Origin of the sequence: Ideonella sp., assembly GCF_041918995.1 — a bacterium.
Lineage (GTDB): Bacteria > Pseudomonadota > Gammaproteobacteria > Burkholderiales > Burkholderiaceae_C > Ideonella.
In genome coordinates this window covers 246,727-268,547 of record NZ_JAYRUN010000002.1, presented here as the reverse complement: position 1 = coordinate 268,547, position 21,821 = coordinate 246,727, and the positions used below count along the sequence as shown (strand labels likewise).

Annotated in this window: 17 protein-coding genes; 15 read left to right on the top strand and 2 right to left on the bottom strand. The window is 69.7% G+C overall.

Going from position 1 to position 21,821, the window contains the following annotated elements; genetic code table 11:
* Position 1 precedes the first annotated feature (1 nt).
* The 14 genes from pilQ (at position 2) to ACE3UN_RS02900 (ending at position 18,191) form a co-directional block, all read left to right on the top strand.
* Positions 2–2,179: a type IV pilus secretin PilQ gene (gene pilQ, locus ACE3UN_RS02965; protein WP_374673423.1), complete on the top strand. Its 2,178-nt coding sequence runs from the start codon at positions 2–4 to the stop codon at positions 2,177–2,179.
* Between the two features lie 51 nt (positions 2,180–2,230).
* A complete protein-coding gene (locus ACE3UN_RS02960; RefSeq protein WP_374673422.1) occupies positions 2,231–3,841 on the top strand; it encodes an Ig-like domain-containing protein in 1,611 nt (536 codons plus the stop codon).
* Positions 3,842–3,917: 76 nt separating this feature from the next.
* On the top strand, positions 3,918–4,445 hold the full coding sequence (locus ACE3UN_RS02955) for a shikimate kinase (protein WP_374673421.1): 528 nt from the start codon (positions 3,918–3,920) through the stop codon (positions 4,443–4,445).
* Between the two features lie 42 nt (positions 4,446–4,487).
* A complete protein-coding gene (gene aroB / locus ACE3UN_RS02950; RefSeq protein WP_374673420.1) occupies positions 4,488–5,618 on the top strand; it encodes a 3-dehydroquinate synthase in 1,131 nt (376 codons plus the stop codon).
* Entirely contained in the window at positions 5,615–6,811 is a 1,197-nt protein-coding gene (locus ACE3UN_RS02945) for a deoxyguanosinetriphosphate triphosphohydrolase (RefSeq protein ID WP_374673419.1), read from the top strand. The genes aroB and ACE3UN_RS02945 overlap by 4 nt, the downstream gene beginning before the upstream one ends.
* A gap of 64 nt (positions 6,812–6,875) precedes the next feature.
* Positions 6,876–7,562: a transposase gene (locus ACE3UN_RS02940; RefSeq protein WP_374673418.1), complete on the top strand. Its 687-nt coding sequence runs from the start codon at positions 6,876–6,878 to the stop codon at positions 7,560–7,562.
* Positions 7,563–7,681: 119 nt separating this feature from the next.
* Positions 7,682–12,505: a glutamate synthase-related protein gene (locus ACE3UN_RS02935; protein ID WP_374673417.1), complete on the top strand. Its 4,824-nt coding sequence runs from the start codon at positions 7,682–7,684 to the stop codon at positions 12,503–12,505.
* 44 nt (positions 12,506–12,549) lie between these two features.
* Positions 12,550–14,016: a glutamate synthase subunit beta gene (locus ACE3UN_RS02930; RefSeq protein WP_374673416.1), complete on the top strand. Its 1,467-nt coding sequence runs from the start codon at positions 12,550–12,552 to the stop codon at positions 14,014–14,016.
* A 73-nt stretch (positions 14,017–14,089) separates the two neighbouring features.
* Positions 14,090–14,911, top strand: a complete 822-nt coding sequence (locus ACE3UN_RS02925) for an ABC transporter ATP-binding protein (protein ID WP_374673415.1) — start codon at positions 14,090–14,092, stop codon at positions 14,909–14,911.
* Positions 14,908–15,687, top strand: a complete 780-nt coding sequence (gene mlaE, locus ACE3UN_RS02920) for a lipid asymmetry maintenance ABC transporter permease subunit MlaE (protein WP_374673414.1) — start codon at positions 14,908–14,910, stop codon at positions 15,685–15,687. Before ACE3UN_RS02925 ends, mlaE begins: the two co-directional genes overlap by 4 nt.
* Positions 15,688–15,718: 31 nt before the next feature.
* The gene (gene mlaD, locus ACE3UN_RS02915) at positions 15,719–16,207 is read left to right on the top strand and encodes an outer membrane lipid asymmetry maintenance protein MlaD (RefSeq protein ID WP_374673413.1); all 489 of its coding nucleotides are present in this window, start codon (positions 15,719–15,721) and stop codon (positions 16,205–16,207) included.
* On the top strand, positions 16,204–17,055 hold the full coding sequence (locus ACE3UN_RS02910; protein ID WP_374673412.1) for a VacJ family lipoprotein: 852 nt from the start codon (positions 16,204–16,206) through the stop codon (positions 17,053–17,055). The genes mlaD and ACE3UN_RS02910 overlap by 4 nt, the downstream gene beginning before the upstream one ends.
* Before the next feature lie 141 nt (positions 17,056–17,196).
* On the top strand, positions 17,197–17,868 hold the full coding sequence (locus ACE3UN_RS02905) for a phospholipid-binding protein MlaC (protein ID WP_374673411.1): 672 nt from the start codon (positions 17,197–17,199) through the stop codon (positions 17,866–17,868).
* Complete coding sequence (locus ACE3UN_RS02900) at positions 17,868–18,191, top strand: lipid asymmetry maintenance protein MlaB (protein WP_374673410.1); 324 nt, start codon at positions 17,868–17,870, stop codon at positions 18,189–18,191. Before ACE3UN_RS02905 ends, ACE3UN_RS02900 begins: the two co-directional genes overlap by 1 nt.
* Positions 18,192–18,210: 19 nt before the next feature.
* On the opposite strand, the gene ACE3UN_RS02895 is transcribed toward ACE3UN_RS02900, so the two are convergent.
* Both ACE3UN_RS02895 and zwf read right to left on the bottom strand, forming a co-directional pair.
* Positions 18,211–19,110 (bottom strand): MurR/RpiR family transcriptional regulator, encoded by a 900-nt coding sequence (locus tag ACE3UN_RS02895; protein ID WP_374673409.1) that lies wholly within the window; start codon positions 19,108–19,110, stop codon positions 18,211–18,213.
* A 108-nt stretch (positions 19,111–19,218) separates the two neighbouring features.
* A complete protein-coding gene (zwf, locus tag ACE3UN_RS02890) occupies positions 19,219–20,664 on the bottom strand; it encodes a glucose-6-phosphate dehydrogenase (protein WP_374673408.1) in 1,446 nt (481 codons plus the stop codon).
* A 204-nt stretch (positions 20,665–20,868) separates the two neighbouring features.
* Between zwf and tal the strand changes: the two genes are divergently transcribed.
* Positions 20,869–21,816, top strand: a complete 948-nt coding sequence (gene tal, locus ACE3UN_RS02885) for a transaldolase (RefSeq protein WP_374673407.1) — start codon at positions 20,869–20,871, stop codon at positions 21,814–21,816.
* Positions 21,817–21,821: the final 5 nt, after the last annotated feature.

Sequence of the window (21,821 nt, the reverse complement as noted above, 5' to 3'; positions counted from 1 at the left end):
GATGCGGAGTACGACGTTGGGCGCCCTGGTGGCGACCCTGGCGCTGGCCATGCCCGGCATGTCCTGGGCGCAGAACCTGATTCGCTCGATCAGCAGCAACCAGCAGGCCACCGGCGAGGTGATCCGCGTCGACCTGAGCGAGGCCCTGCCTGCGGCGCCCACGGGTTTCGCGGTGCAATCGCCGCCCCGGGTGGCCATCGACCTGCCCATGGTGACCAACGGCCTGGGTCGCTCGTCGGTGGAGATCAACTCCACCAACGTGCGCAGCGTGAACGTGGCCAGTGCCGGTGAGCGCACGCGCCTGGTGCTGAGCCTGCGCGCGCCCGCCAACTACCGCACCGAGCTGCAGGGCCGATCGCTGCTCATCCATGTGGAGCCGCAGGCGCCTGTCGCGGCGGCGCAGACCAGCGGCCCGACCGTCCAGTTCGCACCCAGCCAGAACACCGAGCAGCTGCCTCTGCGCGAGATCGACTTCCGCCGCGGGCCGGATGGCTCGGGCCGGGTCATCGTCGGACTGGCCAGCACCCAGGTCGGCGTGGACCTTCGCCAGCAGGGCCAGAACCTGGTGGTCGAGTTCCTGCGCTCGGGCCTGCCGGAATCGCTGCGGCGTCGCCTGGACGTGACCGACTTCGGCACGCCGGTGCAGTCGATCTCCACCGTGCAGAGCGGCGACAAGGTGCGCATGGTCGTCGAGCCGCGTGGCGCGTGGGAGCACAGCGCCTACCAGACGGACACCCAGTTCGTGCTGGAGGTGCGCCCGGTGAAGCTGGACCCGAACAAGGTCAGCCAGGGCCCCGGCTACACGGGCGAGAAGCTGTCGCTCAACTTCCAGAACATCGAGGTGCGGTCGCTGCTGCAGGTGATCGCCGACTTCACCAACTTCAACGTCGTCACGAGCGACACCGTGACCGGCAACGTCACGCTGCGCCTGAAGGACGTGCCGTGGGATCAGGCCCTCGACATCATCCTGCAGGCCAAGGGCCTGGGCATGCGCAAGTCCGGTAACGTGCTGTGGATCGCTCCCAAGGAGGAGCTGGCCACCAAGGAGCAGGTCGACCTCGAGGCCAAGAAGAAGATCTCCGACCTCGAGCCGGTGCGCACGCAGGCCTTCCAGTTCAACTACGCCAAGGCCGACGAGATCGCCCGGCTGCTGCTCGGGCAGATCATCGGGGTGGACGGCAAGGCCATCTCTGTCACGTCCGCTGGAGGTGGCGGCGGTGCGGCCAACAACGTGCGTGTCCTGTCCCCGCGGGGCTCGGTGCTGCCAGAGCCCCGCACGAACCAGCTGTTCGTCACCGACATTCCCTCCAAGCTGGAGGAAATCGCCGCCATGATCGCGCGCATCGACGTGCCGGTGCGGCAGGTGCTGATCGAGGCCCGCATCGTCGAGGCAGACGACAAGTTCGGCCGTGCGCTGGGCGTCAAGCTGGGCGCTTCCGACCTGCGTGGTCTGCGTGGCGGCACGCCGGGTTACAGCGTGGGTGGCAGCAACTACGTGACCATCGGCGGCAACTACAACGCCGTGGGCGGCCAGACGGGCCAGATGGATCCGGACGACTTCCTCTACAACGACACGCAGTTCGTCAACCTGCCCGCCAACACCTCGAACATCAGCACGGCGTCGGCAGCCAACTTCGCCCTGTCGCTGTTCAGTGCCACGGCCAACCGGTTCCTGAACCTCGAACTGTCCGCCTTGGAGGCCGAAGGCAAGGGCAAGATCCTGTCCAGCCCGCGCGTCATCACGGCGGACCAGAAACGCGCGGTGGTCAAGCAGGGTGAAGAGATTCCGTACCTGGTCGCCACATCCAGCGGTGCCACCTCGGTTCAGTTCCGAGATGCCGTGCTGAAGCTGGAGGTGACGCCCCAGATCACGCCCGAGGGCAACGTGATCCTGAGCGTCGACGTGTCCAAGGACAGCCGCGGCGAAGGCACCGTGGCAGGCCCGGCCATCAACAAGAAGCAGGTCCAGACCGAGGTGCTCGTCGAGAACGGCGGCACGGTCGTGATCGGCGGCATCTTCACGCAGACCGACCGCGAGGACGTCAACAAGGTCCCGCTGCTGGGCGACATTCCCTACCTGGGCAACCTGTTCAAGGACCGCGTCAAGCTGAGCAACCGCACCGAGCTGCTCATCTTCCTGACGCCCAAGGTGCTGAACGACCGCGCCGCCGCCCGCTGACAGAGCAGGCGCCGCGAACGACACGATCGGGAGTTATCAATGATTCGATGGATGAAGGCCTGGGCCCTGGGCCTGGCGACGACGGCCCTGCTGTCGGCCTGCGGCGGTGGCGGCGGTGATCCTGGCGAATGCCAGCTCTGTGGCGGCAGCGACACCAGGGTGAGCAGCCTGGTCATCACGCTCAGCGAACCGAGCCTGAGCAACGGCGGGACGGATACCGTCACTGCTACCGTCACGGCGCTCAACCCCAATCGTGTGGCCATTCCAGGCGCAACGGTCGAGGTGGCGGTGGATGCCAACGCGGTGGCCACGGTCGGCAGCAACACGACGGACGCGACGGGCAGCATCACCGCCACCATCGGGGTCGGTGCGGACAAGTCCAACCGGACGGTCACGTTCGTGGCCCGCAGCGGTGAGGTGACGCAGCAGATCAGCGTGCAAGTCACAGGCACCCGGGTGAGTTCGTCCTATGCCAGCACGGTGGCCCCTGGGTCGGCCGACAACACCATCGAGTACCTCGTCACCGACATCAACGGCGTCGGCATGGCCGGACAGGCCATCACGGTGTCCGCGCCGGGTCTCACGTCCGTGACCGGCACGACCGATGGATCAGGGCATTTCACCTACACCTACAGCGCGCCCACCGCGACGGGATCGCTGGTGGTCACCGCCACGGTGGCGGGGGTGAGTGACGTCGCGGCGATCCAGGTCGCCGGAAGCGGTACCGTCCCGCCGGCCACCGGCACGGTCGGCTCTGCTTCCCTGGCAGTCAGCCCGAGCACCGTCCTGGTCAATACCGCGGGAAGTACCGCCAACCAGACCCAGGTGCGTGCGCTGTTTGTTCGTGAAGACAACAGCGCGGTGCAGAACCTGCGCGTCCGCTTCGACCTGGGCGGTGATCCCAACCGGGTGGGCGGCACCTTCAGCTCTGGCTCGGACATGCTGTACAGCTCGGCCAACGGCATCGTGACGGTGTCCTATATTCCTGGCACGCGCTCCAGCCCGACGGACGGGGTGACGGTGCGGGCATGCTGGGATTACACCGACTTCGCGGCCGGCCTGTGCCCGAACGAGGTCACCACCACGCTCACGGTGACCTCCCAAGCCATCTCCGTCACCCTGGGCGGCAATGGCACCATCGCTGAAGGTGAGCAGGGAGTCACCTACACCAAGCAGTTCGTGGCCATGGTGGTGGATTCGGCTGGCTACGCGATGCCCGGCGTCACCATCACGCCGACGGTCGACCTGACCGATTACCGCAAAGGCATGTGGGTGCCGGACTTCGGTGCGTGGAGCCTGGATGTGGAGCGCGAGTGCGCCAACGAGGATCTCGACCGCGACGGCGTCCTCGATCCGGGTGAAGACATCGACCGTGATGGGATCCTCGAGCCTCGCAAGGCCGATGTCTCCGTGCGCATGGTGGGTTCGGCGAAGACCGACAGCAGTGGGCTCGCCCTCCTGCAGATCGAGTATCCGCAGGATGTGGCCAGCTGGGTGCGGTTCCAGCTCACCGTCACGGCGAGCGGTGTCAGCGGTACGGAGGGGCGCGCCAGCCGGTCGGATTGGCTGGCGGTGCCGGCGAGCGCGGTGAACAGCACGGACAGCTCCCCCGCGTTCCAGGAAAGCCCGTACGGAATCACGCCATCCTGCACGGTCCACTGAGCCACACGGCGGTGGACGCATCGCGCTGCCGACTTGCAGCGCGCCGACGCCGTCGAGCAGGCCCGATTCGGACGCAATGACCGTCATCCTTGTCGGCCTGCCCGGCAGCGGCAAATCCACTGCGGGCCGGCAGCTGGCCCGGCACCTGGACTGGCCGTTCGCCGACTCCGACCACGAGCTGGAGCGCGAATTCGGCACGACCATCCGGGACTTCTTCGCCGACCACGGTGAGGACGCCTTCCGGGACAGGGAGGAGCAGGCGATCGACCACCTCGCCCAGCCGGGCCGGCGTGTGCTTGCCACCGGCGGAGGTGCCGTGCTGCGCCCTGCCAACCGGGCGGCGATGAAGCGCGAGGGCAATGTCGTCGTGTACCTTCGCGCCTCCCCGGAGGAACTGGCCCGGCGCCTGCGCCACGACACCCAGCGCCCCTTGCTGCAAGGCGGCGACGCCCTGCGCAAGCTGCGCGACCTGTACCGGGTGCGTGACCCGCTGTACCGCGAGGTGGCCACCTTCGTGCTCGACGCGGGTCGCACCTCGGTGCCGTCCCTGGTGCACCGGCTGTGCATGCAAATGGACATGGCGGGGCTGAGCCAGGCGCTCTGATCCCCGTGGGGGTGCGGCCACGTGGCCCCGTACACTGGCCGCATGGTCAGCCCTGATACCTTGCTGTCGGCGTCGGTCCCCGCCGACCTCACCGTCCCTGTCGCCCTGGGCGACCGTGCCTATGACATCCTGATCGGCCCGGGCCTGCTGCACCGGGAGTCGCCTTGGCAGGGCCTGCCCCGCGCCAGCGATGCGGTCATCGTCAGCAACGACACCGTGGCGCCGCTGTATGCCGACCGGCTCGCGGACCGTCTGTCGCCGCATTACCGGCGTGTGCTGCGTGTGGTGCTGCCGGATGGCGAAGCCCACAAGGACTGGCCCGCCCTGAACAGCATCTTCGATGCGCTGCTGGGGGCCGGCTGTGACCGCAAGACCGTGCTGTTCGCGCTGGGGGGCGGTGTGATCGGGGACATGACCGGTTTTGCGGCCGCCTGCTACATGCGGGGCGTCCCTTTCGTGCAGGTGCCGACCACGCTGCTGGCGCAGGTCGATTCGTCCGTGGGGGGCAAGACGGCCATCAACCATCCGCTCGGCAAGAACATGATCGGGGCGTTCTACCAGCCCGTGCGGGTGCTGTGCGACCTCGACACGCTTGCCACGCTGCCGGACCGGGAGCTGAGCGCCGGCCTCGCCGAAGTGATCAAGTACGGTCCCATCGCGGACCCCGTCTTCCTCGAATGGCTGGAGGCCCACATGCCCCACCTGCGCCGGCGTGACATGACGGCGCTGCAGCAGGCGGTGAAGCGGTCCTGCGAGATCAAGGCGGCGGTGGTGGCGGCGGACGAGCGGGAGGGCGGGCTGCGCGCCATCCTCAACTTCGGGCACACGTTCGGGCACGCGATCGAAGCGGGGCTGGGCTTCGGGGTGTGGTTGCACGGGGAGGCGGTCGCCGCGGGCATGGTCATGGCGGCTGAACTGTCGGAGCGGCTCGGCCTGGCCGCGACCGGCTTCACGGCCCGCCTGGTGCGTCTGCTCGATGCGGCCGGGCTGCCCGTGCGTGGCCCGGCATCGCTCACGGCGCAGGACTACCTGCGCCACATGCGCGTGGACAAGAAGGCGGAAGGGGGTGACATCCGCTTCGTGCTGATCGAAGGCATCGGCCGTGCGGTGGTGCGTCCCGCGCCGGACGGCCTGGTGGCCGAGTGCGTCCGTGCCCACACGGCCCAAGGATGACCCCGCCGAACGGCGCGCCCGACGGGCCCTTCGTGGCGCGGCTGCGCGACCAGGGTCTCGCCCCTTGGGCCGTGCATGCCTCGCGCAGCCGCGGGCGGCGCCGGCCGGAGCCGCCTGCGCCGACGCGCAGCGAGTTCCAGCGCGACCGCGACCGCATCGTGCACTGCAGCGCGTTTCGGCGCCTGGTCTACAAGACCCAGGTCTTCCTCAACCATGAGGGCGACCTGTTTCGCACGCGCCTCACCCATTCCCTGGAGGTGGCGCAGCTGGCCCGCTCCATGGCCCACAGCCTGGGCCTCAACGAGGATCTGGTGGAGGCCATTGCCCTGGCCCATGACCTCGGGCACACGCCCTTCGGGCACGCGGGGCAGGACGCGCTGGACGCCTGCATGGCGGGGCAGGGCGGGTTCGAGCACAACCTGCAAAGCCTGCGGGTGGTGGACGCGCTGGAACAGCGCTACCCCGAGTGGGATGGCCTGAACCTGTGCCTGGAGACGCGCGAGGGCATCCTGAAGCGCTGTCCGCTGCCGCTGGCACAGGCGTGGGAGCGGGACGAACCCGGCGGACCCGGCCGGCGCTTCGTGCAGGGCCTGCAGCCCAGCCTCGAAGCGCAGCTGACCAACCTGGCCGACGAGATCGCCTACAACGCCCACGATGTGGACGACGGCGTCCGTTCGGGGCTGCTCAGCGTGGAGATGCTGCGCGAAGTGCCCTTGTTCGAGCGCTTCCACCAGGAGACCCTGGCGGCGCATCCGGCGCTGGCCGGCACGGCGCAGCGCCGGCTCCTGGCCGAGATCATCCGCCGCATGCTCTCGGCGCAGGTCTACGACGTCATCGATGCCACCGCGGTGCGCCTTGCCCATCACCGTCCCGAGGACGCCGAGGCCGCGCGCACGCTGCCGCCGCTCGTGGGTTTCAGTGAGGGCATGAAGGCATCCAGCGCCGCCCTCAAGCGCTTTCTCTTCCGGGCGCTCTACCGCCATCCCCGGGTCATGGCGAACACCGACGCAGGCAAGCGCGTCATCACCGAGCTCTTCGCGATCTACCGCGACCGGGATGCCGAGTGGCCCGAGGAATTTCGACAGCGCGGCTCGCGGCTGCGCGGCCTGGCCGACTACATCGCCGGCATGACCGACCGCTTCGCCTTGCGTGAGCACCAGCGCCTGACCGGGCAGCGCCTGTTCGCCGACTGAGGGCGCCTGGCGCACCGCCACGGCGGATCCCGGCGAAAATGGGGCCAGGCTTTTCAACCCCGCCATGGCGCGCCAACCTCGCATCACCCTTCCCGGTGTCCCGCACCACCTGCAGCTGCGCGGCCACAACCGGCAACCGATCTGTCACGACGAGGAGGACCGGCGCCGGCTGCTCGCGGACCTGCGCGATGCCCTGCGGGAGCACCAGGTGCCTCTGCACGGCTACGCGGTGCTCCCGACGGCTCTTCACCTGCTCGTCACGCCGGCGCAATCCGACGACGTGGGGCGCCTGCTGCAGAGCCTGAGCCGCCGTTATGTCAGTGCCTTCAATGCGCGCCATGGCCGCAGTGGCTCACTCTGGGAGGGGCGTTACCGGGCGCACCTGGTGGCCGACGACACCTCGCTGTTGGCGTGCCTGCGCCTGTTGGAGCTTGCCGCGGCCGAGGCCGGCCAGCGCGACGCCAGCAGCCTGCCCCACCACCTGGGCCAGCGCCGCGACCCGCTGGTGACGGACCCGCCGGCTTACTGGGCCCTGGGCAACACCCCCTTCGACCGCGAAGCCGCCTACCGGCAGGCGGTGGAGCAGGGTGTCACCCCGGCCGAGCAGGCGGCGGTGGACGCAGCACTCAGGTCGGGCCGCCCATGGGGGACGCCGGCAGCGCTCCAGTCGGTGGAGAAGCAAGTTGGCAGGAGCTTGGTGGCGCGCCCGCGCGGTCGACCCCGCAAGCTGCAAAAGGCTGTCCCCAATTAAACAATGGCTGCTGATCTCAAACAATAATATGGAAGCCTGACCCTAATTTAAAGCGCTTGTCCCGTCAGGGTCTTTGGCCTACCCTCGCGTTTCCCCTAAGTCTCGTGAGGAGCGTCGCCATGTCCCAGGCCGCGCCGGGCGCCCAGCCCACCGCCATTGCCCCCGTTTCGCCCACCGCTCCCGAGGCCGCCGCCACCCCGGCGTCGCGCCACGAGATCGAGCAGCTGGCCGAGCGCGGCCTGTACCGCCCGGCCGCCGAGAAGGACGCCTGCGGGGTGGGCTTCGTCGCCCACATCAAGGGGCAGAAGGCCCATGCCATCGTCGAGCAGGGCCTGAAGATCCTGGAGAACCTCGACCACCGCGGCGCGGTGGGCGCCGACGCGCTCATGGGTGACGGGGCCGGCATCCTCATCCAGATTCCCGACGAGTTCTTCCGCGCCGAGATGGCGGCCCAGGGCATCACGCTGCCGCCGCCCGGCGAATACGGCGTGGGCATGATCTTCCTGCCCAAGGAGCATGCCTCCCGCCTGGCCTGCGAGCAGGAGCTCGAGCGCGCCATCAAGGCCGAAGGCCAGGTGCTGCTGGGCTGGCGCGACGTGCCGGTGGACACCGAGATGCCCATGTCGCCCGCCGTGCGCACGACCGAGCCGGTGATCCGCCAGGTCTTCATCGGCCGCGGCGCCGATGTGATCGTGCCGGACGCGCTGGAACGCAAGCTTTACGTGATCCGCAAGACCGCGTCGGCGGCCATCCAGGCGCTCAAGCTCACGCACAGCCGCGAGTACTACGTGCCCAGCATGAGCTGCCGCACCATCATCTACAAGGGCCTGCTGCTGGCCAACCAGGTGGGTCAGTACTTCAAGGACCTGGCCGACCCGCGCACGGTGTCCGCGCTCGCCCTGGTGCACCAGCGCTTCTCCACCAACACCTTCCCCGAATGGCCGCTGGCCCACCCCTACCGGATGGTGGCGCACAACGGCGAGATCAACACGGTCAAGGGCAACTTCAACTGGATGCGCGCGCGCGAGGGCGTGATGAAGTCGCCCGTGCTGGGCGAGGACCTGCGCAAGCTCTACCCCATCAGCTTCGAGGGCCAGAGCGACACCGCCACCTTCGACAACACGCTCGAGCTGCTCACCATGGCGGGCTACCCGCTGGCCCACGCCGCCATGATGATGATCCCGGAGGCCTGGGAACAGCACGAGATGATGGACGAGCGTCGGCGCGCGTTCTACGAGTACCACGCGTCGATGATGGAGCCCTGGGACGGCCCGGCGGCGATGGTGTTCACCGACGGCAAGCAGATCGGCGCCACGCTGGACCGCAACGGCCTGCGTCCGGCGCGCTACATCGTCACCAACGACGACCTGGTGGTGATGGCCTCCGAATCCGGCGTGCTGCCCATCCCGGAGAACCGCATCGTCAAGAAGTGGCGCCTGCAGCCGGGCAAGATGTTCCTCATCGACCTGGAGCAGGGCCGCATCGTCAACGACGAGGAGCTCAAGGCCCAGTTCGCCAGCGCGCGCCCCTACCGCCAATGGATCGACAACGTGCGGGTGCGGCTCGACGCCATCCCCGCGGGCGACGCCGTGCAGGCCGGTTTCAGCGAATCCCTGCTCGACCGCCAGCAGGCCTTCGGCTACACCCAGGAGGACATCAAGTTCCTGCTGGCGCCCATGGCCACGGCCGGCGAGGAAGGCATCGGCTCGATGGGCAACGACTCGCCCCTGGCCGTGCTGTCGGACAAGAACAAGCCGCTGTACAACTACTTCAAGCAGCTGTTCGCCCAGGTGACGAACCCGCCGATCGACCCGATCCGCGAGGCCATCGTGATGAGCCTGAACAGCTTCATCGGCCCCAAGCCCAACCTGCTGGACATCAACGCGGTGAACCCGCCGATGCGACTGGAGGTGGCCCAGCCCATCCTGGACTTCCAGGCCATGGCGCGGCTGCGCAACATCGAGTCGGCCACCGGCGGCAAGTTCAAGACCTGCGAGGTGGACATCACCTACCCGCTGGCCTGGGGCCGTGAGGGCATCGAGGCCAAGCTGGCCTCGCTGTGCGCGGAAGCCGTGGACGCCATCAAGAGCGGCCACAACATCCTCATCATCACCGACCGCCGCATGGCGCGCGGCCAGGTGGCCATTCCCGCGCTGCTGGCGCTGTCGGCCATCCACCACCACCTGGTGCGCGAGGGCCTGCGCACCACCGCCGGCCTGGTGGTCGAGACCGGCTCGGCGCGCGAGGTGCACCACTTCGCCGTGCTGGCCGGCTATGGCGCCGAGGCCGTGCACCCCTACCTCGCCATGGAGACCCTGGCGGGGATGCACCAGGAGCTGCCCGGCGAGCTGTCGGCCGACAAGGCCATCGCCAACTACGTCAAGGCCATCGGCAAGGGCCTGTCGAAGATCATGTCCAAGATGGGCGTGTCGACCTACATGTCGTACTGCGGCGCCCAGCTGTTCGAGGCCATCGGCCTGAACAAGGCCATGGTGGACAAGTACTTCCGCGGCACCGCCACGCAGGTCGAAGGCATCGGCGTGTTCGAGGTGGCGGAGGAGGCGCTGCGCAACCACCGCGCCGCCTTCGGTGACGACCCGCTGCTCGAGGGCATGCTGGACGCCGGTGGCGAGTACGCCTGGCGCACCCGTGGCGAGGAGCACATGTGGACGCCCGACGCCATCGCCAAGCTGCAGCACAGCACGCGCTCCGGGCAGTTCGATTCGTACAAGGAATACGCCCAGCTCATCAACGACCAGAGCCGGCGCCACCTCACGCTGCGCGGCCTGTTCGAGTTCCGCTTCGACCCGTCCCAGGCGATCCCGCTGGAGGAGGTGGAGCCGGCGGCGGAGATCGTCAAGCGTTTCGCCACGGGCGCCATGTCGCTGGGGTCGATCTCCACCGAGGCGCACACCACGCTGGCGATCGCCATGAACCGCATCGGTGGCAAGAGCAACACCGGTGAAGGCGGCGAGGACCCGGCGCGCTACCGCAACGAGCTCAAGGGCATCGCGATCACCGATGGCACCAAGGTGTCCGAGGTGCTGGGCGCGCAGGTGGTCGAGTCCGACTACGTCATGCGTGCCGGCGACAGCCTGCGTTCGCGCATCAAGCAGGTGGCGTCCGGCCGGTTCGGCGTGACCACCGAGTACCTGGTGTCGGCCGACCAGATCCAGATCAAGATGGCCCAGGGCGCCAAGCCGGGTGAGGGCGGCCAGCTGCCGGGCGGCAAGGTCAGCGAGTACATCGGCTTCCTGCGCTACTCGGTGCCGGGCGTGGGCCTGATCAGCCCGCCGCCGCACCACGACATCTATTCCATCGAGGACCTGGCCCAGCTCATCCACGACCTGAAGAACGCCAACCCGCGTGCGTCCATCAGCGTGAAGCTGGTGTCCGAGGTCGGCGTGGGCACCATCGCCGCGGGCGTGGCCAAGTGCAAGGCCGACCACATCGTGATCGCCGGCCACGACGGCGGCACCGGCGCCTCGCCGTGGTCCAGCATCAAGCACGCCGGCACGCCCTGGGAGCTCGGCCTGGCCGAGACGCAGCAGACGCTGGTGCTCAACCGCCTGCGTGGCCGAGTGCGCGTGCAGGCCGACGGCCAGATGAAGACCGGACGCGACGTCGTGATCGGCGCGCTGCTGGGCGCGGACGAGTTCGGCTTCGCCACCGCGCCGCTGGTGGTGGAAGGCTGCATCATGATGCGCAAGTGCCACCTCAACACCTGCCCGGTGGGCGTGGCCACGCAGGACCCGGTGCTGCGCCGCAAGTTCGCCGGCAAGCCCGAGCACGTCGTCAACTACTTCTTCTTTGTGGCCGAGGAGGCGCGCCAGCTCATGGCGCAGCTGGGCATCCGCAGGTTCGACGACCTGATCGGCCGCGCCGACCTGCTGGACACGCGCAAGGCCGTCACCCACTGGAAGGCCCGCGGCCTGGACTTCAGCCGCGTGTTCCACCGCCCGCAGGTGCCCGCCGGCGTGGCCCGCTTTCACGTGGAGGCGCAGGACCACGGGCTGGACAGGTCGCTGGACCGCAAGCTGATCCAGAAGTGCCAGGACGCCTTCACCACCGGCGAGAAGATCCAGTTCATGCAGGACGCGCGCAACGTCAACCGCTCGGTGGGCGCCATGCTCTCCGGCGAGCTGATCCGCCAGCGCCCCGAGGGCCTGCCCGACCACACGGTGTTCATCCAGATGGAAGGCACCGGCGGCCAGAGCTTCGCGGCCTTCCTGGCCCCGGGCATCACGCTGTACCTCATCGGCGAGGCCAACGACTACACCGGCAAGGGCCTGTCCGGCGGCCGGGTGGTGGTGCGCCCGTCCATCGACTTCCGCGGCGATGCCACGCAGAACATCATCGTCGGCAACACGGCGCTGTACGGTGCCACCAGCGGCGAGGCCTTCTTCCGTGGCGTGGCCGGTGAGCGCTTCGCGGTCCGCCTGTCCGGCGCCACGACGGTGGTCGAGGGCACGGGTGACCACGGCTGCGAGTACATGACGGGTGGCACGGTGGCGGTGCTGGGCCGCACCGGCCGCAACTTCGCTGCCGGCATGTCGGGCGGCGTGGCCTACGTCTTCGACGAGGACGGCCAGTTCGCGCGCCGCTGCAACACCGCCATGGTGACGCTGGAGCCGGTGCTGCCGGCCAGCGTGCAGGAGGAGACGGTGGACCGCGCCGTGTGGCACCGCGGCCAGACGGACGAGGCGCTGCTCAAGAAGCTGATCGAGGACCACCACAAGTGGACCGGCAGCCTGCGCGCACGCGACATCCTCGACCACTGGGCCGACTCGCGCGCCAAGTTTGTCAAGGTCTTCCCCACCGAGTACAAGCGCGCGCTCGCCGAGCTGCAGGCTGCCCGCGAGACCACCGAGGTCATCGACAAGGCCGTGGGCCGCCCCGCCGCCAAGCCGGGCAAGGCCGGCAAGACGCTGGCGGCCAAGTAAGCGCCCCGCACGACCCGCACCCCCGCATCCACCGGAACCGCATCATGGGAAAAGTCACCGGCTTTCTGGAGTACGAGCGCATCGAGGAGGGCTACGCCCCCGTCGCCGACCGCCTGAAGCACCACAAGGAGTTCGTCATCGGCCTGGTGCCCGAGCAGGCCAAGGTGCAGGGCGCACGCTGCATGGACTGCGGCACGCCCTTCTGCAACAGCGGCTGCCCGGTCAACAACATCGTCCCGGACTTCAACGACCTCGTGTACCGGGGCGACTGGCGCAACGCCATCCGGGTGCTGCACAGCACCAACAACTTCCCCGAGTTCACCGGCCGCATCTGCCCGGCCCCCTGCGAGGCCGCCTGCACGCTGAACGTGAACGACGACCCGGTGGGCATCAAGTCCATCGAGCACGCCATCATCGACCGCGCCTGGGCGGAGGGCTGGGTCACCCCGCAGCCGGCCGCCCACAAGACCGGCAGGAAAGTGGCCGTGGTCGGCTCCGGCCCGGCCGGCCTGGCGGCAGCGCAGCAGCTGGCGCGCGCGGGCCACGACGTGACGGTGTTCGAGAAGAACGACCGCGTCGGCGGCCTGTTGCGCTACGGCATCCCCGACTTCAAGCTGGAGAAGTCGCACATCGACCGCCGCGTGGCGCAGATGGCGGCCGAGGGCGTGGTCTTCCGCACCGGCGTGCTCGTGGGCGAGATGCCCAAGGGCTCCAAGGTGACGAACTGGGCCAAGGAGACCGTGAGCGCCGAGCAGCTCAAGGCGGAATTCGACGCCGTGCTGCTGGCCGGTGGCGCGGAGCAGAGCCGCGACCTGCCGGTGCCCGGGCGTGACCTGGACGGCGTGCACTTCGCCATGGAGTTCCTGCCGCAGCAGAACAAGGTGAACGCGGGCGACAAGCTCAAGGGCCAGATCCGCGCGGACGGCAAGCACGTCATCGTGATCGGCGGCGGCGACACCGGCAGCGACTGCGTGGGCACCAGCAACCGCCACGGGGCGGCCAGCGTCACGCAGTTCGAGCTGATGCCCATGCCGCCCGAGACCGAGAACAAGCCGCTGGTGTGGCCCTACTGGCCCATCAAGCTACGCACCTCGTCCAGCCACGAGGAAGGCTGCCAGCGCGAGTTCGCCATCGCCACCAAGGAGTTCGTCGGTGAGAAGGGCAAGCTCGCCGGCGTGAAGACGGTGCGCGTGCAGTGGGAAGGCGGCAAGATGGTCGAGGTGCCCGGCACCGAGCAGGTGCTCAAGGCCGACCTCGCGCTGCTGGCGATGGGTTTCGTGAACCCGGTCGCCTCGGTGATGCAGGCCTTCGGCGTGGAGCTCGATGCACGTGGCAATGCCAAGGCGGCCACCGACGCCGCCGTGGGCTACCGCACCAACGTGGACAAGGTGTTCGCCGCCGGCGACATGCGCCGCGGCCAGTCGCTGGTGGTCTGGGCCATCCGCGAGGGCCGTCAGGCCGCCCGCGCGGTGGACGAGTTCCTGACGGGCGCCTCGGTGCTGCCGCGCTGACGGAGCGGTGAAGGACCGGCCCGGCACCCTGCCGGGCCGCATGCGAGAATCCCTCGGGTCACCCCTGCCCGAGATGAGCGACACCTTCATCGAGATCGACCGCGTCACCTTCGGGTACGACGCCAGCCGCAACATCCTCACTGACCTGAGCCTGCGCTTCCAGCGCGGCAAGGTCACGGCCGTGCTGGGCAGCTCCGGCTGCGGCAAGACCACGCTGATGCGGCTCATCGGCGGCGTGCACGCCGCCAACAGCGGCCGCGTGGTCTTCGACGGGGAGGTGGTCGACGTGCACGACCGCGCCCAGCTGTACCGCCTGCGCCGCCGCCTGGGCATGCTGTTCCAGTTCGGGGCGCTGTTCACCGACCTCACGGTCTACGACAACGTGGCCTTCCCACTGCGCGAGATGACGGATCTGCCGGAGCCGCTGATCCACGACATCGTGCTCATGAAGCTCAACGCCGTCGGCCTGCGCGGGGCGGCCTCGCTCAGGATCAGCGAAGTCTCCGGTGGCATGGCACGGCGCGTCGCCCTGGCCCGCGCCATCGTGCTGGACCCCGAGCTCATCATGTACGACGAGCCCTTCGCGGGCCTGGACCTCATCTCCATGGGGGTGGCGGCCAAGCTCATCCGCACGCTCAACGACGTGACGGGCGCCACTTCCCTGGTCATCTCGCACGACGTGCCCGAGTGCATGGCCATCGCCGACTGGGTGGTGCTCCTGGCCAACGGCGGGCGCGTGGTGGCCCAGGGCACGCCGGCAGAGCTGATGGACAGCACCGATCCCGAGGTGCGCCAGTTCGTGCGTGGCGAGCCGGACGGCCCGGTCAAGTTCCACTACCCCGCCAGGCCGCTGGCCGAGGATTTCGGCCTCGGCACGGCGGAGGCCCGCGCATGAACTTCCTCGCCCTCATCGGCGCCTGGGCCCTGCGCGTGCTGCGTGGCTGGGGCCGGGCCGCGCTGTTCCTGGCCGACCTGCTGCGCGCGCTGCCGGCCTCGCTGCGGCGCTTCGGCCTGGTGGTCACCCAGATCCATGCCATCGGCAACCGCTCGCTGGTGATCATCCTCGCGTCGGGCATGGCGGTGGGCTTCGTGCTGGCGCTGCAGATGTACTACGCCCTGGCCACCTACGGCGCGGCCGAGCAGCTGGGCCTGGTGGTGAACCTGTCGCTCGTGCGCGAGCTGGGCCCGGTGGTCGCCGCGCTGCTGTTCGCGGGCCGGGCGGGCACCTCGCTCACCGCCGAGATCGGCCTCATGAAGGCGGGCGAGCAGATCGCCGCGCTGGAGCTGATGGCCATCGACCCGCGCGAGCGGGTGCTGGCCCCGCGCTTCCTGGCCGGCCTGATCGCCATGCCCCTGCTGGCCATCATGTTCTCGGCCGTGGGCATCCTCGGGGCCTGGCTGGTGGCCGTGGGCCTGATCGGCATCGACCCCGGCAACTTCTGGTCCATCCAGCAAAGCGGCGTGGATGTCTGGCGGGACGTGGGCAACGGCGTCGTCAAGAGCTTCGTGTTCGGCGTCATCTGCACCGCCGTGGCGCTGTACCAGGGCTACGAGACCGAGGCGACACCCGAAGGGGTCGCCTATGCCACCACGCGCACGGTGGTCATCTCCTCGCTGTCCGTGCTGGGCATGGACTTCATCCTCACCGCGCTGATGTTCTCCACCCGCTGAAGCGACGCGACACCCTTTTGGACTTGCAACGATGGCAAAGAAGAGCATCGAGATCATGGTCGGCCTGTTCGTGCTGATGGGCCTGGGGGCCCTGATGTTCGTGGCGCTGAAGGCGGCCAACCTCACCACCACCACCAACGGCGAGACCTACACGCTGCAGGCCCGCTTCGACAACATCGGCGGCCTGAAGTCCCGCGCGCCGGTGCGCTCGGCGGGCGTCGTGGTCGGGCGCGTCACGTCCATCACGCTGGATCCCAAGACCTACCAGGGCGTGGTCACGCTGGCCATCCGCTCGGACGTGCAGTTCCCGCGCGACTCGTCGGCCAAGATCCTCACCTCGGGCCTGCTGGGTGACCAGTACATCGGCATCGAGCCCGGGGGCGACGAGAAGAACTTCACTCCCGGCACGCTGATCACGCAGACGCAGTCCGCGGTGGTGCTGGAGAACCTGATCGGCCAGTTCCTGTTCAACAAGGCGGCGGACGCGGGCTCGCAGGCCCCGGCGGAGGGGGCCAAGTGAGCGCAGCCCCGGGCGCCCGCGGGCTGGCCGCCGGCCTGGTGCTGGCCGCGGCGCTCGCCGCGGTGACGTCTCCGTCCCACGCCCAGGCGCCGGCGCCACTGGCGCCGGCAGCGGCCGCGTCGGCCGCGGGCACGGACGCTCCACCGTCGCCGACGGCCGCCCCCCGGTCCCCCCGCGACCCCCTCGAACCCTGGAACCGCTCGGTGTTCTCGTTCAACGAGGCGCTCGACGCGGCCGTGCTCAAGCCGGTGGCCACGGCCTACCGTGACTGGGTGCCCGAGTACCTGCGGGGCCTGGTGGACAACGTGTTCGGCAACGTCGCCGACGCCTGGTCGGCCATCAACCACCTGCTGCAGGGCAAGGTGGAAAGCGGCCTGCAGATGGGCTTCCGCGTCGTCGTCAACACGGGCCTCGGCTTCGGCGGCCTGCTGGACATCGGCACGGAGATCGGGCTGGACAAGCAGCCGGAGGATTTCGGCCAGACCCTCGGCCGCTGGGGCATGCCGTCGGGGCCGTACCTGGTGCTGCCGCTGCTCGGACCGTCCACCGTGCGCGACACGGCGGCGCTGCCGGTCGACATGCAGGCCAGCCCCTCGGCTCTCGTGGACGACACGCGCGCCCGGGTGCTGGCGGTGACGTTGCTGAACGTGGTCAACACGCGTGCCAACCTGCTGGGCGCCTCGCGTGTGCTCGACGACATCGCCCTCGACAAGTACAGCTTCCTGCGCGACGCCTACCTCGCGCGGCGGCAGAACCAGGTGCACGACGGCAACCCGCCCGAGGAGCCTGCCGAGGACGACGAACCGGCGCCCCCGCCGGCGGCCGCGTCGGAACCGGCGGCCCGCTGAGCGGTCCCAGGCGGATGGGGCGGCCGCCTGGATGGCTGCTTTTTGTTACCGTGCCCGGTCGACCGCCCGGCCATGGCCCGCGTTGAACGCTGACCGGGCGCGACGCTTGCTCGCTGCCCGCCGAACCGAGGAATGAACCACATGTCCGTGACGCTTTCCCCCGCCTTCACCACGCGCCGCGTGGCCCTTGCCGCCGTCGCCGCCCTGGCCCTGGCGGGCCCGCTGGCCAGCACCGTGGCCCGCGCCGCCGACGCCGCCGCGCCGGACCAGCTCATCAAGCAGGTCTCCACCGAGGTGATCGACACCGTGAAGGCCGACAAGGCCATCCAGGCCGGCGACGTCTCCCGCATCATCGCCCTGGTCGACACCAAGGTCATGCCGCACGTGAATTTCCAGCGCATGACGGCGTCCGCCGTGGGCCGGCACTGGCGCACCGCCACGCCCGACCAGCAGCAGAAGCTGCAGAACGAGTTCAAGGTCCTGCTGGTGCGCACCTATTCCGGTGCGCTCACCCAGGTGAAGGACCAGACCGTGCAGCTCAAGCCCTTCCGCGCCGCGCCCACCGACACCGAGGTGGTGGTGCGCACGGAGGTCAAGGGCAAGGGCGAGCCCATCCAGCTCGACTACCGCCTGGAGAAGGCGGACGCCGGCTGGAAGATCTACGACGTCAACGTCATGGGCGTGTGGCTGGTCGAGCAGTACAAGACCAGCTTCGCGCAGGAGATCGGCGCTGTCGGCGTGGACGGCCTGATCGGCAAGCTGGCCGAGAAGAACAAGGCGGCGGCGGCGGCCGCGCCGGCGGCGAAGGGCTGATGCACATGGCCGAGGCGAACCTGTCTCCCGCGGCGACGGCGCCGGTGCCGGCAGGCCTGGTGCTGCCGGCCGCGCTGACGCTGCGCGACGCGCGCTCGGCCATGGCGGCGCTCGGGCCCGCCATCGCCGCCACCGACGAGCGCACGGTGCGCATCGATGCCGCGGCGCTCACCCACATCGATTCCGCCTCCCTGGCCGTGCTGCTGCAATGCCGACGGCTGGCCGAGGAGCGGGGCCGCGGCTTTGCCGTGGTGAACGCACCGGCCCGCCTGGTCGACCTGGCGCGCCTGTACGGCGTGGCCGAACTGCTCGGCCTGGCCTGAGGCGCAGTGCGCCGGGGCGTCAGTCGGCGGCCGTGGCGGCCGACAAGGGGCCCGACGCCGCCGCGGCATGGCGCCGCGTGCGCAGGTTGCGCTTGATCTCCTGCAGCAGCGGCCGCAGCGCCGGGCCCAGGCGCAGCGCCACGCCGGTGGTGAGGATGTCAATCACCATCAGGTGCAGCATGCGCGACACCATGGGGCTGTAGCGGTCGTAGTCCTCGGGGTGGTCGGCTGCCAGCACGATGTGGCCGGCCGCCTGCGCCAGCTGGGCGAGCGGTGAGCCGCTCGCGGTGATGGCGACCAGCGTCGCGCCCTTCTTCAGCGCGATCTCGGCGGCGCCGATCAGGTCCTGGCTGCGACCCGAGTTGCTGATGATCACGGCGCAGTCGTCCGGCTTGAGCATGGTGGCGCTCATCACCTGCACGTGGCCGTCCACCAGCGCCACCGCGTTCACGCCCAGGCGGAAGAACTTGTGCTGTGCGTCCTGGGCCACGATGCCCGAGTTGCCCACGCCGTAGAACTCCACGCGGCCGCGCTGGTCCGCACAGCGTGCGAGCGCCGAGATGGCGCGCTCGAAGGCATGGCCAGCGGCGTCGTTGCGGTACTTGAGCAGCGCACTCACCGCGTTGTCGATCACCTTGACGATGATGTCGGCGGGCTTGTCGTCCTCGTCCACCGCCCGGTGCACGAATGGCACGCCCTCGTTCACCGTGCCGGCCAGCTTGAGCTTGAAGTCGGCCAGCCCGTCGTAGCCCACGCTGCGGCAGAAGCGCACGACGGTGGGCTTGCTCACGTGGGCGCGCTCGGCCAGCTCGCTCACCGGCATGGACGCGAAGCTGCGCGGGTCCGCCAGCACGAGCTTGGCCACCCGCTGCTCGGCGGGGGGCAGGGCGGGAATGCAGGCGCGGATGCGGTCCAGCATGGTGATGTCAGCCCCTCGCCCCGTGGGCACATGGGGCGATCCCCCGGGGGGATCGGGCCTTGCTCGGGAGCGGCCCAGCGCTGCGGCCCGCGGCGGCAGGCACCGTCGTCATTGCTCCTCCGCCCAGGCGAAGCCGTCGCGCGCCACCAGGGCGCTGGCGGCGGGCGGGCCCCAGCTGCCGGCGGCGTAGGTCTTGAGGTCGCCGCCGTCGTCGCGCCACGCCGACAGGATGGGCTCCACCCAGCGCCAGGCCTGCTCCTGTTCGTCGCTGCGCACGAACAGGTTCAGCCGGCCGGCGATCGCGTCGAGCAGCAGCCGCTCGTAGGCGCCCACGCGCTCGGTGGGGAAGGCCTTGTCGAAATCGAGGTCCAGCGAGACCGTCGACAGCGCGTCCCCCTGGCCGGAGCCCTTGGCCGCCAGCAGGTGCAGCTCCAGGCCGTCCTCGGGCTGCAGCTTGATGACGAGCTTGTTCGCCCGCGTGGTGCCCGGAAAGATGGGGTGCGGCACCTCGCGGAAGTTCACCACGATCTGCGCGTCGCGCGCCGCCAGCCGCTTGCCGGTGCGCAGGTAGAAGGGCACGCCCGCCCATCGCCAGTTCTGCACCTCGGTGCGCAGCGCCACGAAGGTCTCGCAGCGGCTGCCGGGCGGCACCTTGAGCTCGTCGAGGTAGCCGACGGCCGCCTTGCCGTCCACGGTGCCGGCGCGGTACTGGCCGCGCACCACGTCGCGGGCCACGCTGGCGGCGGTGAAGGGCTTGAGCGACTTCAGCACCTTGAGCTTCTCGTCGCGGATCGCGTCCGCGTCGCTGGACGAGGGGGGCTCCATGGCGATCATGGTGAGCAGCTGCAGCGCGTGGTTCTGGACCATGTCGCGCAAGGCGCCGGTGCGGTCGTAGAAGTCGCCGCGCGTGCCCACGCCGATCGACTCGGCCAGCGTGATCTGGATGTTGGCGATGCTCTCGCGCCGCCACAGCGGCTCGAACAGGGCATTGGCGAAGCGCAGCGCCATGAGGTTCTGCACCGCCGGCTTGCCGAGGTAGTGGTCGATGCGGAAGGCCTGGGCCTCGGTGAACACCGAGCGCACCACCCGGTTGATCTCCTGCGCGCTGGCCAGGTCGTGGCCGAGCGGCTTCTCCAGCACCACCCGCACGTCCGGCCCGTTCAGGCCGGCCGCGCCGAGCTGCTCGCAGACCACCGGGAACAGGTGGGGGCTGGTGGCCAGGTACAGCACCTTGGTGTCGGCGCCGCGGCTGTCCAGCCACACCTTCAGGCCGGTGTAGTCGTCGGGCTGCGACAGGTCCATGCGACGGTAGTGCAGCAGGGCGGCGAAGCGGGCGAACTCCTCGTCGCTCGGGCGCTTGGACGGCTCCACCTCGGCGAAGCGCTCCTGGATGAAGGCGCGGTAGTCCGCGTCGCTGCGGTCGTCGCGCGCCACGGCGAGGATGCGGCCGCCGGCGGGCAGCTTGCCGTGCCGGAAGGCCTGGAACAGGGCCGGCATGAGCTTGCGCCAGGTGAGGTCGCCGGTGCCGCCGAAGAAGACGAGGTCGAAGGACATCAGGAGCGCCGCGGCCGCCCGCGGATGAAACAAAGTTACATTACCGATGATGCCGGCGTTTCGTGGACGGGTCAACCGGCAGCACCCCCAGGCGAGGCGGCGACCGGCTATCACCCGGTCGTCGCCGCGGACAGCGGCCGGGGCGTTCTAATCCGCCCTTGGACCGCCGGCCATCGGGGCCGGGCTTTTTTCGTTCCCGCCGCCATGAACCAGCTCGATCAGCTCAAGGCCCACACCACCGTCGTGGCCGACACCGGCAACTTCCGCCAGCTGGCGCAGTACGCGCCGCGCGATGCCACCACCAACCCGTCGCTCATCCTCAAGGCGGTGCAGCAGGCGGAGTACGCACCGCTGCTGCAGGAGGCGGTGGCGGCGCACCGCGGCGAGCCGCTGGCCGACATCGTGGACCAGGTGCTGGTGCGCTTCGGGCTCGAGATCCTCAAGGTCGTGCCCGGCCGCGTGTCGACCGAAGTGGACGCGCGCCTGTCCTTCGACACGGCGGCCACCATCGCCCGCGCGCACCGCCTGATCGGCCTGTACGAGGCGGCCGGCGTGCCACGCGAGCGGGTGCTGATCAAGATCGCCTCCACCTGGGAGGGCATCCAGGCGGCCCGCGCGCTGGAGCGCGAGGGCATCCACTGCAACCTCACGCTGCTGTTCAGCTTCTGCCAGGCGGTGGCCTGCGGCGAGGCCGGCGTGACGCTGATCAGCCCCTTCGTCGGGCGCATCTACGACTGGTACAAGAAGCAGGCCGGCGCCGGCTGGGACGACGCCGCCATGGCGGGCGCCAACGACCCGGGCGTGCAGTCGGTGGCGCGCATCTACCACCACTACAAGAAGTTCGGCATCGCCACCGAGGTGATGGGTGCCAGCTTCCGCAACACGGGGCAGATCCTGGCGCTGGCGGGCTGCGACCTGCTCACTATCAGCCCCGACCTGCTCGGCCAGCTGCAGGGCAGCGAGGCGCCGGTGCAGCGGGCGCTGGACCCGGCCGCCTCGGCCCGCATGGACCTGCACGCGGTGACCTACGCCGAGCCGGCCTTCCGCTACGCGCTGAACGAGGACGCGATGGCCACCGAGAAGCTGGCCGAGGGCATCCGCCTGTTCGCGGCCGACGCGGCCCGACTCGACCGCCTGATCCAGGAGGCCTGACGCCC